16 protein-coding genes are annotated in these 14219 nt (G+C 61.9%); 10 read left to right on the top strand and 6 right to left on the bottom strand.

The window, feature by feature from the left end:
* Together ACXRVZ_RS26000 and ACXRVZ_RS25995 are read left to right on the top strand one after the other, a co-directional pair.
* The coding region (locus ACXRVZ_RS26000) for a calcium-binding protein (RefSeq protein ID WP_458233021.1) at window positions 1–1289 on the top strand (1289 nt) is incomplete at its 5' end.
* Window positions 1290–1368: 79 nt separating this feature from the next.
* The gene (locus ACXRVZ_RS25995) at window positions 1369–2769 is read left to right on the top strand and encodes an HlyD family type I secretion periplasmic adaptor subunit (protein ID WP_458233020.1); all 1401 of its coding nucleotides are present in this window, start codon (window positions 1369–1371) and stop codon (window positions 2767–2769) included.
* Window positions 2770–3349: 580 nt separating this feature from the next.
* On the opposite strand, the gene ACXRVZ_RS25990 is transcribed toward ACXRVZ_RS25995, so the two are convergent.
* Window positions 3350–3886 (bottom strand): alpha-ketoglutarate-dependent dioxygenase AlkB, encoded by a 537-nt coding sequence (locus ACXRVZ_RS25990; protein ID WP_458233019.1) that lies wholly within the window; start codon window positions 3884–3886, stop codon window positions 3350–3352.
* A gap of 51 nt (window positions 3887–3937) precedes the next feature.
* The gene (locus ACXRVZ_RS25985; RefSeq protein ID WP_458233018.1) at window positions 3938–6028 is read right to left on the bottom strand and encodes an ATP-dependent helicase; all 2091 of its coding nucleotides are present in this window, start codon (window positions 6026–6028) and stop codon (window positions 3938–3940) included.
* Between the two features lie 112 nt (window positions 6029–6140).
* Here ACXRVZ_RS25985 and ACXRVZ_RS25980 point away from each other — a divergent pair, with 112 nt between their 5' ends.
* Window positions 6141–7070, top strand: a complete 930-nt coding sequence (locus ACXRVZ_RS25980) for a DUF72 domain-containing protein (RefSeq protein ID WP_458233017.1) — start codon at window positions 6141–6143, stop codon at window positions 7068–7070.
* A gap of 91 nt (window positions 7071–7161) precedes the next feature.
* Here the strand turns inward: ACXRVZ_RS25980 and ACXRVZ_RS25975 are convergent, their stop codons facing one another.
* Window positions 7162–7353 carry a hypothetical protein gene (locus ACXRVZ_RS25975; protein WP_458233016.1) on the bottom strand — a complete coding sequence of 64 codons (192 nt, stop codon included), beginning with the start codon at window positions 7351–7353 and terminating at the stop codon, window positions 7162–7164.
* Window positions 7354–7490: 137 nt separating this feature from the next.
* On the opposite strand from ACXRVZ_RS25975, the gene ACXRVZ_RS25970 reads away from it, so the two are divergent.
* Both ACXRVZ_RS25970 and ACXRVZ_RS25965 read left to right on the top strand, forming a co-directional pair.
* A complete protein-coding gene (locus ACXRVZ_RS25970) occupies window positions 7491–7673 on the top strand; it encodes a DUF3606 domain-containing protein (RefSeq protein WP_458233015.1) in 183 nt (60 codons plus the stop codon).
* A gap of 203 nt (window positions 7674–7876) precedes the next feature.
* Window positions 7877–8047 (top strand): endonuclease/exonuclease/phosphatase family protein, encoded by a 171-nt coding sequence (locus ACXRVZ_RS25965; protein ID WP_458233014.1) that lies wholly within the window; start codon window positions 7877–7879, stop codon window positions 8045–8047.
* A 606-nt stretch (window positions 8048–8653) separates the two neighbouring features.
* Here ACXRVZ_RS25965 and ACXRVZ_RS25960 read toward each other — a convergent pair.
* The 3 genes from ACXRVZ_RS25960 to ACXRVZ_RS25950 all read right to left on the bottom strand — a co-directional run bounded on the left by ACXRVZ_RS25960 (window position 8654) and on the right by ACXRVZ_RS25950 (window position 11029).
* Complete coding sequence (locus tag ACXRVZ_RS25960; protein WP_458233013.1) at window positions 8654–9634, bottom strand: relaxase/mobilization nuclease domain-containing protein; 981 nt, start codon at window positions 9632–9634, stop codon at window positions 8654–8656.
* Entirely contained in the window at window positions 9631–10329 is a 699-nt protein-coding gene (locus tag ACXRVZ_RS25955) for a hypothetical protein (protein ID WP_458233012.1), read from the bottom strand. The genes ACXRVZ_RS25960 and ACXRVZ_RS25955 overlap by 4 nt, the downstream gene beginning before the upstream one ends.
* 217 nt (window positions 10330–10546) lie before the next feature.
* Window positions 10547–11029 (bottom strand): H-NS family nucleoid-associated regulatory protein, encoded by a 483-nt coding sequence (locus ACXRVZ_RS25950; RefSeq protein ID WP_458233011.1) that lies wholly within the window; start codon window positions 11027–11029, stop codon window positions 10547–10549.
* A 599-nt stretch (window positions 11030–11628) separates the two neighbouring features.
* Between ACXRVZ_RS25950 and ACXRVZ_RS25945 the strand changes: the two genes are divergently transcribed.
* From ACXRVZ_RS25945 to arr, 5 genes are all read left to right on the top strand, one after another.
* Window positions 11629–12042, top strand: coding sequence for a lysozyme inhibitor LprI family protein (locus tag ACXRVZ_RS25945; protein WP_458233010.1), 414 nt, complete (start codon window positions 11629–11631; stop codon window positions 12040–12042).
* Between the two features lie 82 nt (window positions 12043–12124).
* Complete coding sequence (locus ACXRVZ_RS25940) at window positions 12125–12739, top strand: hypothetical protein (RefSeq protein ID WP_458233009.1); 615 nt, start codon at window positions 12125–12127, stop codon at window positions 12737–12739.
* Window positions 12740–12802: 63 nt separating this feature from the next.
* Window positions 12803–13219 (top strand): hypothetical protein, encoded by a 417-nt coding sequence (locus tag ACXRVZ_RS25935; RefSeq protein ID WP_458233008.1) that lies wholly within the window; start codon window positions 12803–12805, stop codon window positions 13217–13219.
* Between the two features lie 110 nt (window positions 13220–13329).
* Window positions 13330–13641: a DUF3601 domain-containing protein gene (locus ACXRVZ_RS25930; protein WP_458233007.1), complete on the top strand. Its 312-nt coding sequence runs from the start codon at window positions 13330–13332 to the stop codon at window positions 13639–13641.
* 95 nt (window positions 13642–13736) lie between these two features.
* The gene (gene arr / locus ACXRVZ_RS25925) at window positions 13737–14132 is read left to right on the top strand and encodes an NAD(+)--rifampin ADP-ribosyltransferase (protein WP_458233006.1); all 396 of its coding nucleotides are present in this window, start codon (window positions 13737–13739) and stop codon (window positions 14130–14132) included.
* Window positions 14133–14219: the final 87 nt, after the last annotated feature.

The raw sequence follows: 14219 nt of genomic DNA, 5'->3' as shown, positions 1-14219 counted from the left end.
ACGATGTGCTCAACGGCGGCGACGGCAACGACGTCTTCCTGCTGGAAGGCACCTCGTCGGGCGTGGCGATCGACGGGCTTGACCAGTACGACGGTGGCGCCGGTGTCAACAGCATCGTGGGCAACCAGAACTACAGCGACATCCTGCGTGTGACCAACAACCTCGCCAACCTGAAGGACATTCAGGTGCTTGATGGCGCTGGCTATTGGTGGGACAACCGCATCGTGGGTTCTGAGGGCGCTGACGCGCTGGACTTCTCTGGTCGGACGGTCAGGAACTTCGTCATTGACGCTGGCGGTGGCAACGACGTGGTCACCGGCACGGCCGGTGATGACTTCATCCAGGCGAGCCGCGGCGACGACGTGCTCAACGGYGGCGACGGCAACGACGTCTTCCTGCTGGAAGGCACCTCGTCGGGCGTGGCGATCGACGGGCTTGACCAGTACGACGGTGGCGCCGGTGTCAACAGCATCGTGGGCAACCAGTACTACCAGGACTTCCTGCGTGTGACCAACAACCTCGCCAACCTGAAGAACATCCAGGTGCTTGATGGCGCTGGCTATTGGTGGGACAACCGCATCGTGGGTACAGAGGGCGCTGACGTGCTGGACTTCTCCGGCCGAACCGTGCGGAACTTCATCATTGACGGCGGCGCCGGCAACGACGTGGTCACCGGCACAACCGAGTCTGATCACATTTCTGGAGGGGCTGGCGACGACATGCTTCGTGGCGGAAAGGGTGCGGATTCTTTGACGGGCGGTGATGGCAACGACAGCTACTACTGGGCTGTCGGTGACGGAGCGGACGAAATCACCGACAACGTGGGCGCAAACCGGCTGTACATCGAGGGCGTGACTGATGCCGCAAGCATCAGTGTGGCGACTTCGGACTCGCGCTACACGGTCAACGTGGCCACGGCGTCAGGTACGGAAACTCTTTCTGTGATCCGCAATGGCAACAACCTGATCGACCAATTCACTTTTGTGGTCAATGGGCAAACCTATTCCGTCAACAGCGCTTCGGGGAATCTTCAGTCCATAGGCCCTACCGCTTCAGGTCAAGCCGCGCCCACATCAAGCGCGATGGCTGTGTCCACGTCCAGCTACGTCGACACGACGTTGGTTAGTCCGTGGGCCGCGATGGAAGCGTCGATTGGTCAAATGGCTCCAATGACGCAATCCGCATCGGCTTTGCTCCAGCCGGACCTGAACGCTCCAGCAATCTTGGTTCCGAGTGTCGTCACTCAATATCGAGCCGGCAGTACCCCCCAGCAAGCTGGTTATCTGTAGTCGAAACCAAAGGGGAGGGAAAGTTTTCCTTCCCCACTTGTTTTTCGATGCCATCGAGTAGTTGAATGGAAAGTTATTGATGGGCGCAGTTCGCCGCTCCGTAGGGGCATTCTTCGGGGCACTGTTCCGACCGTCAAAGTCGCTTGGGCTCGATCCCGACGCCTTGGACTTTGCGCCCGATCTTCTTGCAATTCAGGAGCGGCCACCGTCACGGCTACCGCGAGCGCTCTTGCTCACGGTCGCTGCGTTGGTTCTGCTTCTGCTGGTTTGGGCGTCGTTCGCACGGCTGGATATCGTTGCATCCGCCGAAGGGCGGCTCGTGCCGCTGACCTTTACGAAAGTGGTCCAGCCCGCCGAGGCAGGTGTTGTAAAAGAGATCTTGGTTAAAGATGGAGACTTGGTCAAAGCGGGCCAAGTGCTGCTCAGGATGGATGCTCGGTTGTCGCAGGCCGATACCACCGCATTGACCAAGGACGTGGCGATGCGCCGGCTCAACATACGGCGAATCGACGCGGAAATAGCGGAGAGATCCTTCATCCGCGCCAAGGATGAGCCGATCGATCTGTTCCTTCAAATGGAAGGGCAGTACCGCGCACATAGACAGGCCTATCTGGACAGTGTGGCGCAAGAGCGAGAGATGCTCGGCAAGGCTAAGGCAGACTTGAGCGGCGCTCAGCAGGTCCTTATCAAACTCACGCAGACATTGCCGACCTACAAGCAGTCGGCGGAGGCCTACCGGCGACTTGTTCAGGAAGGTTTCGTAGGCGAACTCGCCGCCAACGAGAAGACGCGGGAAGTCATAGAGAAGGAACAGGATCTCAAGACGCAAGCAGCGAATGTAGAGAGCCTGAACGCTTCAATTGCTCAATCTGGGCGCCGCATAACGGCCCTCCGTTCGCAGTACAGCGCTCAGCTTGAAGCCGAACGCAGCGACACGCTCACTCAGCTTAATCGCTCAAGTCAGGAACTTGCAAAGTCGCACGTGAAGGCCGGAATGCTCGAGATCACTGCGCCGACTGAAGGCGTCGTCAAGGATGTTGGTCCGAGCAGCGCGGGCACGGTGGTTGCCGCCGGCGCCCTATTGATGAACATCGTCCCCAAAGACGAGCCACTGCAAGCTGAGGTCCTTCTGAAGAACGAGGATGTCGGCTTCGTCGCAGTGGGGCAAAATGTGCGAGTTAAGGTAGCGGCCTACCCTTTTCAGAAGTACGGCTTGCTTGAAGGGAACGTGCAATTGGTAAGCGCAGATGCTGCCGACCCGAAGCAGCAACAGCAAGGCGCCCAGGCAGCCGGCCTCACGTATCGCGCAATCATCAGTCTCAAGTCAACGAAGTTGGTCAGCGCAGCGACTGGCGACTTCCTTCCGCTTAGTCCCGGCATGCTGATTACGGCTGAAGTGCATCAGGGGTCTCGATCAGTCCTCGAGTACCTGCTGTCACCAGTCACAAAAGTGAGGCAGGAAGCTGCGCGAGAGCGTTAAGGACGCTGTGGGCCTTCATCGACGAGAGGAGCTGCTGATCGGATCGAGTGCTACTTCTGCTTCGGGTCGCAGGCACCAGTTCGAGGCTTTGGGCAGCTGACGCCCGGCCACAAGTTGGCGGGGCGAGCCGCAGCCAGCGAGGCAGGATGACCGCGGTGCGCTCAAGACCGCTCACTAACGCCGGCGGTCGGGTTGACGAACCGATGACCGCTTTGTGCCGCATACCGTGAACCGAGCCCCTAGCGGCAAGTGACGACACCCGCTGCGGTGCCGGCCTTTGTCATCGATTACGGGCTTCCGCTTTGGGCACATTGCTGACTCACGCATGCCGACTGCGAGCGGCGGTAGCCAGCCTCAAGCTGACATGTCGTTAGCGAGAGGCAGCTGTCATCCGTGTGCGATACGCCTGAACGCGGTAACGCCGCGAGCCGGGTCTGCGAGCCGTCAACTCGAGGTCTGCCGCCTCTGTCAAGGTCGCCGCGCCGGCATCAGCGTTTTTGAGAATGTGTCGACATCAAGTTGCTCAGCTGCTCGCGTTCTCGGGTCGCGGTGGCGCAGTTCTTCGTTCGCGGAGCAAAAGTCAGCGAGCAGTCCGAAACGTGATGGACCAGCGGAACTCGTCAACCGACGCCACGCTGTGCTGCCAATCCCACCGGGCCGCCGCTCGCATGGCGTAGACGGAGCGAGGCACCACCTTCAGTTTGACGACGTCCTCTCTTCTCGGCCGGTCTGGTGGATAGGGTCGGAACCGCAGCACTGCATCGCCTCCGAGCGAGACGCCGAAGATGCTTTCAAAGTTCGGCACGTCGCGATGCCAGCCGAGAGGCGTTCCCGGCGCGTACTCCGCGACAAGCGCGTGCACCAGCTCCTCGGGCTCCACACCGGCCCAGGCAGCGACGCGAGCGCGTAGCGGCTGCAGTTCCTTAACCAACGCGCTCGATGGCAGCAGTTCGTTCGATTCGTAGTCGAACCTGCCGCCATAGCTCACAACGCGTCGCCGCGCCGTGTACTCCTTGTACTTCGCCTCCCGCAGCGGCAGTTGTCGGATCAGCTCGATGAGCTCGGACTCTTCAACCCTGCTCAGAAACTCCGGCTGATAGGTGAGGCCGTCAGGCAACGCGCCTGGCGATGGGGCCAAATCCGCAAAGAGTGCTTCCTGCTGCACAGCTCAGTCCCACATCCCACGAATCTTGGCTCCGACGTCCACGACCGGAGCGACCGGCGCCGGTTTGGCGTCACGCGGCTTCGGAGTCGGCCCAACGTGCTCGAACAGCCGCGCGACCTTTCCTGGGATGAACCTGGTCAACGTCGCATAGACGTGCGTGTCGCCACTGCGGTGCTGCTGGCGCACGTAGTACCGTTGGGGCGCCAGCAGCGACAGATGCTGCTTTGCCCGCGTCATCGCCACGTACAACAGTCGGCGCTCTTCTTCAATCTCTTCTTCGCTGCCTGTCGCCATGTCCGAAGGGATGCAGCCATCAACCACGTTGAGCACGTGCACGGCCTGCCACTCTTGGCCCTTCGCGGAATGGATAGTCGAGAGGATGAGGTAGTCTTCATCCAGCGACGGCACGCCAGACTCGTCGCTGCTTGCGTTGGGCGGGTCCAGCGTCAACTCGGTTAAGAATCGCTCGCGGGCCCCGTAGCCCTGGGCGATACGGCAAATCTGGTCCAGGTCGGCCAGGCGTATCGGCGCGTCGTCGTGCAAGCGTTCGAGGTGCGGCTGATACCACTCGACAGCGCGTTCGAGGTCCGAGGGCCATTCGCTGTTCTTGGACAGGTCGACGATGAGGTCTCGCAGCAGACTCCAGTCGCCGGCGGCTGCTGGTGGCGGCTTGAACTCCTGCAACGCAGTGCATGGGTCCTGACTCGCCTCAATAGCGTCAAGCAGCTTGCGAGCACTTGCCTGGCCGAACCCTGCGAGGAGTTGCGACACCCGAAAGCCAGCAAGCCGCCCCCGCAGGTTCTCGGCCCATCGCAGGACGCTCATCACGTCCTTGACGTGGGTCGACTCGAGGAACTTCAGGCCACCGAATTTCTTGAAGGGGATGTTCCGCCGAGTCAGCTCGAGCTCCAGCGGCGCGCTGTGGCTGGCGGTCCGAAAGAGAACTGCTTGTCGGATGAGCCTGATGCCTTCCTCCCGCCGCCTGAGGACTTCGTCAGCAACCCATGCTGCCTGCGCCGCCTCGTCCTGCAGCGCCACGAGCCGCGGCCGCTCGCTTGAGTCCTTGTCAGACCAGAGCGTCTTGGCGTGTCTGTTCTTTGCCATCGCAATGACGGCGTTCGAAGCATCAAGGATGGGCTTGGTGGACCGATAGTTTTGCTCAAGCGCCACGATGCGCGCGGGCGGGTCGAACTGGTCAGGGAAGTCGAGGATGTTCCGGACCTCAGCKGCGCGGAATGAATAGATGGCCTGGGCATCGTCTCCAACCACCGTGAGGTTCTGGCCGGTCGGCTTGAGACCGCGCAAGATGGCCGCCTGTAGCTTGTTGGTGTCCTGGTACTCATCGACCAGCACGTGGTCGAACCGCTGGCCAAGGTCAGCAGCGACGGAGGGGTCGGCGGCCATGTGCGCCCAGAACAGCAACAGGTCGTCGTAGTCCAGGCAGTGCTGCTGATGCTTGGCATCCGCATACGACTTGAAGAGCTGCTTCAGCTCGTCCAGTGCGCCGAAGCACCAGGGATAGAACTGCTGGAGCACCTGGTCCAGACGGAGCTGCGCGTTGATGACACGTGAGTAGATGGCCAGGCAACTGCCCTTCTGCGGGAAGCGCTCAACCTTCTCAGCCAGGCCAAGCGCCTGGCGCTGCATGCCCATCAGATCCTCGGCGTCTGCACGGTCAAGGATGGTGAAGTTCGGGGCGAGGCCGATGCGGTCCGCGTAGTCGCGAAGCAGTCGCGCGCCAACACCGTGGAAGGTACCTGCCCAAGGGAATGTCGGCGGCGCTTGGCTCGACGAGTAGCCCAAGACTTTGTGCAGCACGCGTCCAACTCGCTGCTCCATCTCGCCGGCGGCGCGCCTCGAAAAGGTGAGAAGCAGTATGCGGCTCGGGTCCGCGCCGGCCTGAACCAGTCGGGCGACTCTGGAAGCCAGCGTTTTGGTCTTGCCTGAACCTGCGCCTGCGATGACGAGCAGAGGCCCCTGGTCGCCGGACGTCAGACCGTGCTCGACAGCCTCCCGCTGCCGGTCGTTGAGGTCGGCAAAAGGTAGCGCCTCCTGTCGGAGCGGTTGAGATGGCGAAGAGCTGGGCTCTTTCATGCGGGTAGGCCCAAGGCGGGGGGAAGACGGAGCCGCGCGCCGATGCCCCAGCCACGCGAGGCGTCAATATACTGTACGCATTCACAGTAAATGTAACGATGCACCGATTCCCATGACCATCCGGATTGGCACCGCTTCATGGGCCGACAAGAGCCTTATCGACACCGGTCGCTTCTACCCGCCCGAGTTCACGACGCCTGAGAGCAGGTTGGGCTACTACGCCACCCAGTTCCCGCTGGTGGAGGTCGACTCGAGTTACTACGCCGTGCCCAGCGTCGACGCCGCTCGCCTGTGGGCGGAGCGAACTCCGGACGGGTTCGTGATGAACGTGAAGGCCTTTCGGCTGTTCACCGGCCACCAAACTTCGCCCGCGGTCTTGCCGTCAGACCTTCGAGACGCGCTTCCGAGCGACCTGAAACTCAAGAGCGTCATCTACTACCGCGACGTCCCGGAGGACCTTTCCAACGAGCTGTGGGGGCGATTCAGGCAAGCGTTGCAGCCGCTGCGCGATGCCGGCCGGCTCGGCTTGGTCCACTTCCAGTTCCCGCCGTGGCTCGTTCGCAATCGTGCAGGTCGTGCCCACGTTGCGCACTGCGTGGAGCGCATGGCCGGCCACACCTTGAGCGTCGAGTTCCGAAGCGAGAAATGGTTCGAAGGCCCGCATGCGGCCGAGACCATCGCGTTCCAGCGGGAGCTGGGTGTCGTGCATACCATCGTCGACGAGCCAACTAGCCTCACCAACACCGTCCCAGCCATCTGGGAGACGACGCGCGATGACTACGCTTTGGTGCGAATGCACGGTCGTAATGCCGCGGCATGGAACGACCGCTCTGGGCACTCGGGCGGACGGTTCAACTACGACTACGACGATGCGGAGCTGGAGGGCCTTGGTCACCAGATTCAGCTGTTGGACCGGCCAGGCCTCGACGTTCATGTGGTGATGAACAACAACAAGGAGGACCAGGCTCAGCGCAACGGACGAACGCTCATCAAGACGATGAAGGAGCTGAAGGCCAACGTCGTCATGCCAACCGCTCGATGAGAAAAGGCCAGCGCGTTGGCGTTGGGCCTCAACCGCCAGGCAGCTGGGCGTGTGCATGACGCCACGTCGAGGCGTCAGTCAGCGCCCACGGTCACTCGTCGTTGGGATGGTTCGCTGACTCCGTGTTTTGGTCGGAGGCGGGGTCGTCGGCACTGCCTTCAGGCGCCACCGGCGATGAGCTGTCCGACTTCGGCCTCTTTTCGGCGGTTTTCTCGCCGTCCTCGGCATCGACCGGGTAAACGGGTCGTCTCCCTGGCATAGGTTGAATGTGGTCTTTGGTCATTTGAATCTCCTAGGTCCGTCCCAATAGCAATTGGCGCTCCTGGGCGAGGTCACGCGCCCGCATAGGCTGCGTTCTCGTCCGACACACGTGCCGCAGCTGGCCGCTTAGGGTCGGGTGTCACTTCGAAGGAGATACCCATGTCTGACGACAAGTCCAAATCCGGCGGCCAGGACCGCACGCGCATCAACCTCAGCGAGGACTACGAAGTCCGCGATTGGTCAAAGAGGTTCGGGGTCACGGCGGAGGAGCTCAAGGCTGCCGTCAAAGCGGTCGGCAACGACGCTGCGGCCGTTGAAGCGCATCTGAAGGGCAAGCGGTGATTCAGCAGCATCCGTACCGAGGCCTGATGATTCTGGTCGTAGCCGAGCGCGCAGATGCTGAGCCGATGCACAGCGACCTGCTCGACATGAGCTGCGAGACCGCTACAGCAGCGTTTGCAAGGGGCCGCGAGGCGGGTGAGATTTGGATAGATGCTCACCAAGACGCTTCGAGCCCCAACGCAGTCAGGTAGAGGCCTTAGGCCATGCGCGTCGCGACCTGGAACGTCAACAACGTCGTTCGACGTCTCGACCTGCTCCTGGATTGGTTGGCGCGTACGCAGCCCGACGTTGTCGCTCTACAGGAGCTGAAGAGGCAATCGTGGGAAATCATGGTCGTCGCGACGTCGGCGTGGCCGGAAACGTCCGGCCATTGAAGGTGGCGGCGATGAACGCGGCAATCCTCCGCGTCTGGCCGGAATCGCTGACAACTGATCCTCTTGCTCGGACTCCTCGCTCCCGCCCACGGGCGGGGGGTGGGCACAGCCCCTTCCGGCGGGAAGGGGTGAGGGATGGATGTTTGGACCCCGCAGCCCAAGCAGTGCGCCGGTTTCCCGGCCCACCGCTAGAAGATCCCCCCACAAGTCCCCCTCGCCCCAGCACGGGGGTTGTGGCGGGAGCGCGGTGGGACGACTGGCGCACGGCTGCCCTCCCCACGTCGACGCAGCGTCGCGGGCGATGTGACAGCTCGCCTGGCGCAGCGCTTGCAGCGAAGTCGACGAGATCCATCTACCGGCGGCGGCTCTGCGGCCGGCGTGACACGAAGCGCAGCGGCTGGCGCGACGGTCGAGCCGACGGGCGCACCTCAGAGCGGCCCGGCTTCGGGCTTGGCGGGTGACTGGAGTGGCGATCTGGCCGGATCAGCGCGCAGCGCAGCTCATCAGGACCGGCCTGTTCGCCAAGCGGGCTCGTTCATGCGCAGCGTGAAGGAAACAAGCCCGCGATCTCCGGGCGCGGGAAGGGCCGCGAGCTCAAGTGGGGCTTCATCGCGTGCGATCTGGACCTGATGGGCGCTCCAGCCCCGGAAGCGACTGTTGCCGTGCAGGGTCGGCATTCGCCAGGCCATGTCTCGCGTGTTGCCTGACGAATGGTGTTCCGCGCACGAAGGCGGCGACACGCTCGGCGAGCGCTCGGTCGCTGGCCAGCTCAGACCGACCTAGCGCCTTCATGATGTGCGCCCAGCTGACCATGGCCTCGGCACGCGTTGTCGCAGCAGGCCGCCCTGTTCTAGTGGAACTCGATGCGACCTGCAAGCGGCCCTCCTGCTTGGCCTTCACGCGCCACAACGGCTCATAGTTGCGGCTGGCACCACGCGACGGCTGGCGACTGGCTTCGGCGTCGATGCCCCAGCCGCGCAGCTTCTCGGCGAACGTCTCGCGCCAGCGGTGCAGATCAGTCTTGCGGGGATTCAAGCGCTTGCCTGTGTCGGACTCGGCTCGCACGCTCAGGTGCACGTGCGGGTTGGCCTGGTGCTCGTGCAGGACCATCACATAGCGATGCCCGGCCAGCTCGGCCTGGGCGAACTCGCGGACGGCCTTTTGCAGGAGGTTGGCGTCCGTGCCGGCGGGCATGGACAGCATGATGTTGAAGGCTTCGCGGCGGTGGCTGACCTCCTCGATCAGCGAGCCGCCGTAGCGCCACTGGTCCACCAGGTCGTGCAGCGCTTCCTTGCCGTTGCGCGTCACGCCACGGTCGTCCTCGATCTGGATGCGGCCGTTCTTGCTGATGTAGCGGAAGTGCGCCGCGATGGCGGCCATGCCTCGGCCGCCGGCGGTGACCTTCACCATCACCTGAGGTGCGCGCCGCACGACCGCCTCGATGCGCTGCCGAATCACGGCGGCCTTGCGGTGATTCAGCACGGCGAGCCTTGGGGTTGGCTGCGCCTTGACCATGCGGTTGCCGGGGTAGAACAGGCGCTCGCCCCACTGCACGAGCACACCGTCGACAACGGGTCCGGGCGTCATCGCCGCCCTCTTCCCGAAGGCTTCAGTTCGGCGACCAGCCTGGCCGCAGATGCGAGATGCTCTCGAACGTCCTTGGTCAGCGCGAGAACGCCCGCGCGGTAAGGCTCAAGTTGGGCCGCCGGGACTCGGCCCAGCAAACGCATGAAGGCGTTGAGGTCTCCCGACATTGCCGATAGACGGTCCGTTGACTGCATCAGCGCTGCGACCGCGGTCGCGTGATCGGCGGGCAGCGAGGCTGGAGGCGCCCCATCGAGCAGAGCTCCCACGAAGTCACCCTGCGCCATGTCCGCCATGCGTGCCCGATGCGCCAGCGCGCTCGCGTGCACTTCGGACAGACGGAGCGTGACCTTGACGACCTTGGCACTCCGCTGCCTCACGCCGGAAGGCACGATTTGCTCAGGCGTGCCATCGGCCAGCGTCAACAGCACCGCGCGCCTCACCAGGGCGGCCACCGTTGTCTGGCGCTGCTTCGCCTGAGCATGCAGCCTGGGCCCCAAGCCGCGAAGCTCGATGGTCACGCGATCGCGCCGGCTGGCTCGGGTTGCTGTCGCGTTCACCTGCACCGTAGGGCCGGGCGTCAACGGGATGAGTGTCAACGGGCGCTCGCCACGCCACGGCGCAAGCTGCACATCGCCTAGCGCTGGCACGTCAGGTGACGGGAGCAGCGGGGCTTCATGAGCGGGCGTCGTGGCCATGACGCCTTATCGTGTCGCACCGCGCGTCCCAGCGATAGCCCGGTGCGCCCCAGCGCGGGTGGTGTCTCCGACGTTCCGGAGAAGCCCCTATCGGTTCGTACCGTCCCGGACGATCTCAGCGCGATTAACGATCTCTTTCAACTCTGTTGATGAGAAGTCAGGTCAGAGGCGCGGCGCATACAGCACACAGGAGCGCCGCTGCCGCTATCGGGGGCAGTCAGCCTGCCGTCGCTTCACCAGCGGGCTTCGACCGAGGCTTGCGCGTGGCAGCCTTCTTCGCAGTTGGCTTCTTTGTGGCCGTCGCGGCGCGCTTCACGGCCGGGGCTTTGACCTTCGCAGTCCGCTTCGGTGCTGCTTTCGGCTGCTGCGCAGAGCCGCCAGCGCGAGCAACCAGGAACTCTTCGAGAGTCTTTCCGGCAGCCAAGGCGGTGCGCACCCAATCGGGCCGCTTGCCCATGCCGCCCCAGGTGTTGCCAGCGTCGTCGGCGTACTTGATCGCTCGAACCTTCTTTGCGGCGGCCAATTTGCCGGTGGCTGCACGGCCCTGAACAACTGCCGGCGTCCCAAAGAGGTGCTCGGCGGTCAGTCCGAACTTCGCGATTTCCTTGCGAATCCGACCGATAACTTCAGACTGGATGCCAGCAGCTTCTTTCTGTAGGCGCTCAATCTGATTGAGGATGGTGGACAGGGACTTGGCCATCTAGAGGTTCCTTTTGACGTCGAAGAGCGGCAAGTGCTTGCCTGAAACTGCAACTCTATTCCAGCGGGCTCGAATTCGGATCACGTTGCCTTGGCACTAGGCGCAGGACTGCTTCAGGATGATCTGAGACATTCGCGCTTCAGTGCCTGAACGGCAGCAACCGCCAACACCGGTCGTTGAGCATCGCCGGTGGCGCCCCTCAGGACCGGTCACTTGATCGCGGGGCAGGCCACGCATAGGCTCGAACGACAGGTCAGCGCGCCGCGACAGACTCATGTCGACCCGTTGCAGCCATCCACTGGCCTGAACCGACAGACAGCATTCGCGCGTACAGCGGCCGCTGAATCGACCCGGGCGCAGGACAGTTTTCAACGCGTCCAAGCGAACCATGGCTGGCATCATGTGGGCTTCGCGGAAGCCGTTTTCGTGCGACGAGACCTTGTAACAACGCGCCGTTTTTGCCGGAAATTTAGTGACCGTTTCGCCCGTCAACTTTTTGAGAAAACGCTTATGAGTCAAGTACTTGCGGCGTCCAACCAGGGATGTGTTGTGGCGCACCGTTCCTGCCTAAGCAGCAGCGGCCGTCTCCCGAGAACACGTTGAACAGCTTGCAACCCATGATTTACGTCAGAACCGTGATGGCTCTAGCGATTGCGTCCGCATGCGTCTATGCGAACGCGGCCGCGCCGAAGCGGACGGGTGAGTATGTGAAGTGCATGAAGGTGGCAAACGCAGTCGATCCCGTTATGCGCGATTGCGTGTCCGATGAGATTGGACGCCAAGACAAGCTACTCAACGCGGCATACAAGAAGTTGTTGGATTCGCTCGACGCGCCTCGTCGCAAGGAATTGGTCGACGTACAGCGACTTTGGCTGAAATACACAGAGGCGAATTGCGCTTTCTACGATGACCCAGAGGGCGGAACGAATGCCAAACTGGAGGCCATGGAGTGCGCCGTGACGGCGAGAATTCTTCGGACAAACGAGCTTGTCGAACTGGCGAGGTACCGCTGACGTGATCGCTGCTTTCGAATCTGTTCAACCTTTCGCTGCAGCGGACGGCTTCGCCGTCCGCTGAGCTTGCACGTTAGGCCTAATGAACCGGCATCTCCTCGTATCCACCCTGCTACTGGTGTCCACGCATGCGGCGCTTGCTCAAGACTGCATAAGAATCACCTGTGGTCAGGACGACTACTGCGAGGCCACTCCCTCTCGGCTGACAGCAGCGCTTCCGCCAGGCTTTGAGATTCGATCGATTCGAGGCAACACCAAGATTGCCAGCCAAGGCGAGGTGGCGCTATTGGAATGCCGCCCGGCGAGTCACCTTCCGGTTGGGGTGTCCGCAGACAAAGCCAGCATTTACGGGTCCGTGCATGTGACGGGCAAGCTGCACGCGTCTGGCACCCTCAGGTTCGAGCCAAACGACGGCGGCGAGTTGGAGTTCCGCCCAGATAAAGAGACGCTCCAAGTCGCTGGACGTTTCTTCAAGGCAAACTTCACACGCATCAAATTGGACGAAGCTCAACCGTCCGTGAAGATCGCCCCACCCAAGAGTTTGGCCGGCGCAAACTGCTGGCAAGCAAAGGCGACCGCTGAACTGTCAGATTTCTCCGTTCTGATCGGAGACACTTCTGCCGCCGGCACTTACGCGCGGCAAGCGCGAGTCACACAAGTCAGCGGTTTCACCAAGTGCATTTGGGGTGGCAAATGATGCCTAACCTTTCTCTGCAGCGAACGGCTTCGCCGCCCGCTGAACTCCGACGTTAGGCATCGCGTGCGCTGGGATCGCGTCCTCACAATCAACGACTACTACGATGGACCGCGCCTCGGAATTGCCGAGGTGAACGGAGTTCCACACATCTACGAAGCCGAGTTCGATCACAACACTGATGAGTATGGTGATACCTACTTCGTATCACCGGTCGATGAAGAGCTTCTTTCCCTTGTTCTTGAAGATTGGGAAATTTGGCTGCGTTGGCACGCGGCACACGAGCGGAACGAAGTCACTCTTGAAACTCACCCCGCCCTACCGGCAGAGCGTGAAAGACATGAGGCAATCAAGCTCGCCATCGGAAGTCGCCTGCAAGTGAATCCAATAGAGTCGAAGTGCCTGAGGGCTGAGTTCAGAAATCTCCGCGTCGGCGGCGCATGGACAGGAACGGAAGTGCAGTGGGGCAAACGCGATGCCTAACCGGTCGCTCAAGTGGACCTCCACCAGCTGGCCGCGCTACGCTCAGCAGTTCATCATCGCTTCGCGCGGCCAGCCGGTTCCGGCCCCTCAGCTCCAACGTTAAAGCGCACATGACCTACGGGCCAAAGCCGATTGGTACTTGGAGTGGAAGCAAGGCGCAGAACTGCGGCGCAGCGCACAGTATTCTGCGAGCCGGGCAGCGATACCGGCTGAAGAGCGAGTTTTCGGACTACGACAGCCACGTCCATCCGGTCGGCGAGGAGTGGCTGTTCTTGGGCTATTCATTTGCGCCGCACGACGACGGCATGTCATTTTTCGTGTCGCTGGACGGCGTGCAGGAATGGCAGGTTCGGCTGCAATGGCGTGCGGAAGAGCAAGGCTATGTGCTTGACCATCTGTCGGAGTACGTCGATGCGCTTTAACCCTTTTCTGCAGCTGACACGTTAGGTCGAACAAGTGTCGGGCCGAGCTCGCTGATAAAGTTACAAGCCTATCTCCCTATGCCGAAAGGAAGCTGATGGCGGAACTAGACCCTGGGCCGTTCTTTCATGGGACGAAGGCGGACCTAGCGGTCGGCGATCTACTTTCCGCGGGCTTCAGGTCCAACTACAAGGCTGAAGTTGTGATGAATCACATCTACTTTACTGCCCTGGCCAAAGGCGCAGGCCTCGCCGCAGAGATAGCCAGAGGTGAAAACAGGCCGCGAGTCTATGTAGTGGAACCAACCGGACCGTTCGAGAACGACCCAAACGTCACAGACAAGAAGTTCCCAGGCAACCCTACACGTTCGTATCGAAGCAGGCACCCGCTGAAGATCATCGGTGAACTTCCGACCTGGGAGCGGTACGACTCAGAGTTCGTCCAACAACTAAGACTCCGAATCAAGAATGGCATGGGCGAAATCATCAACTAAGGAATGAGTCACAGGTGCCACATGTCATACACAGATTCAGCACCAAGCGTGCGGCCAAGCTCTTCCATCGAGTGGACGGGCCCAACC

The organism is Roseateles sp. P5_E8 (assembly GCF_054177665.1).
Note: the sequence above shows the minus strand (reverse complement) of the source record. Positions and strands in the feature narration are given on the sequence as shown.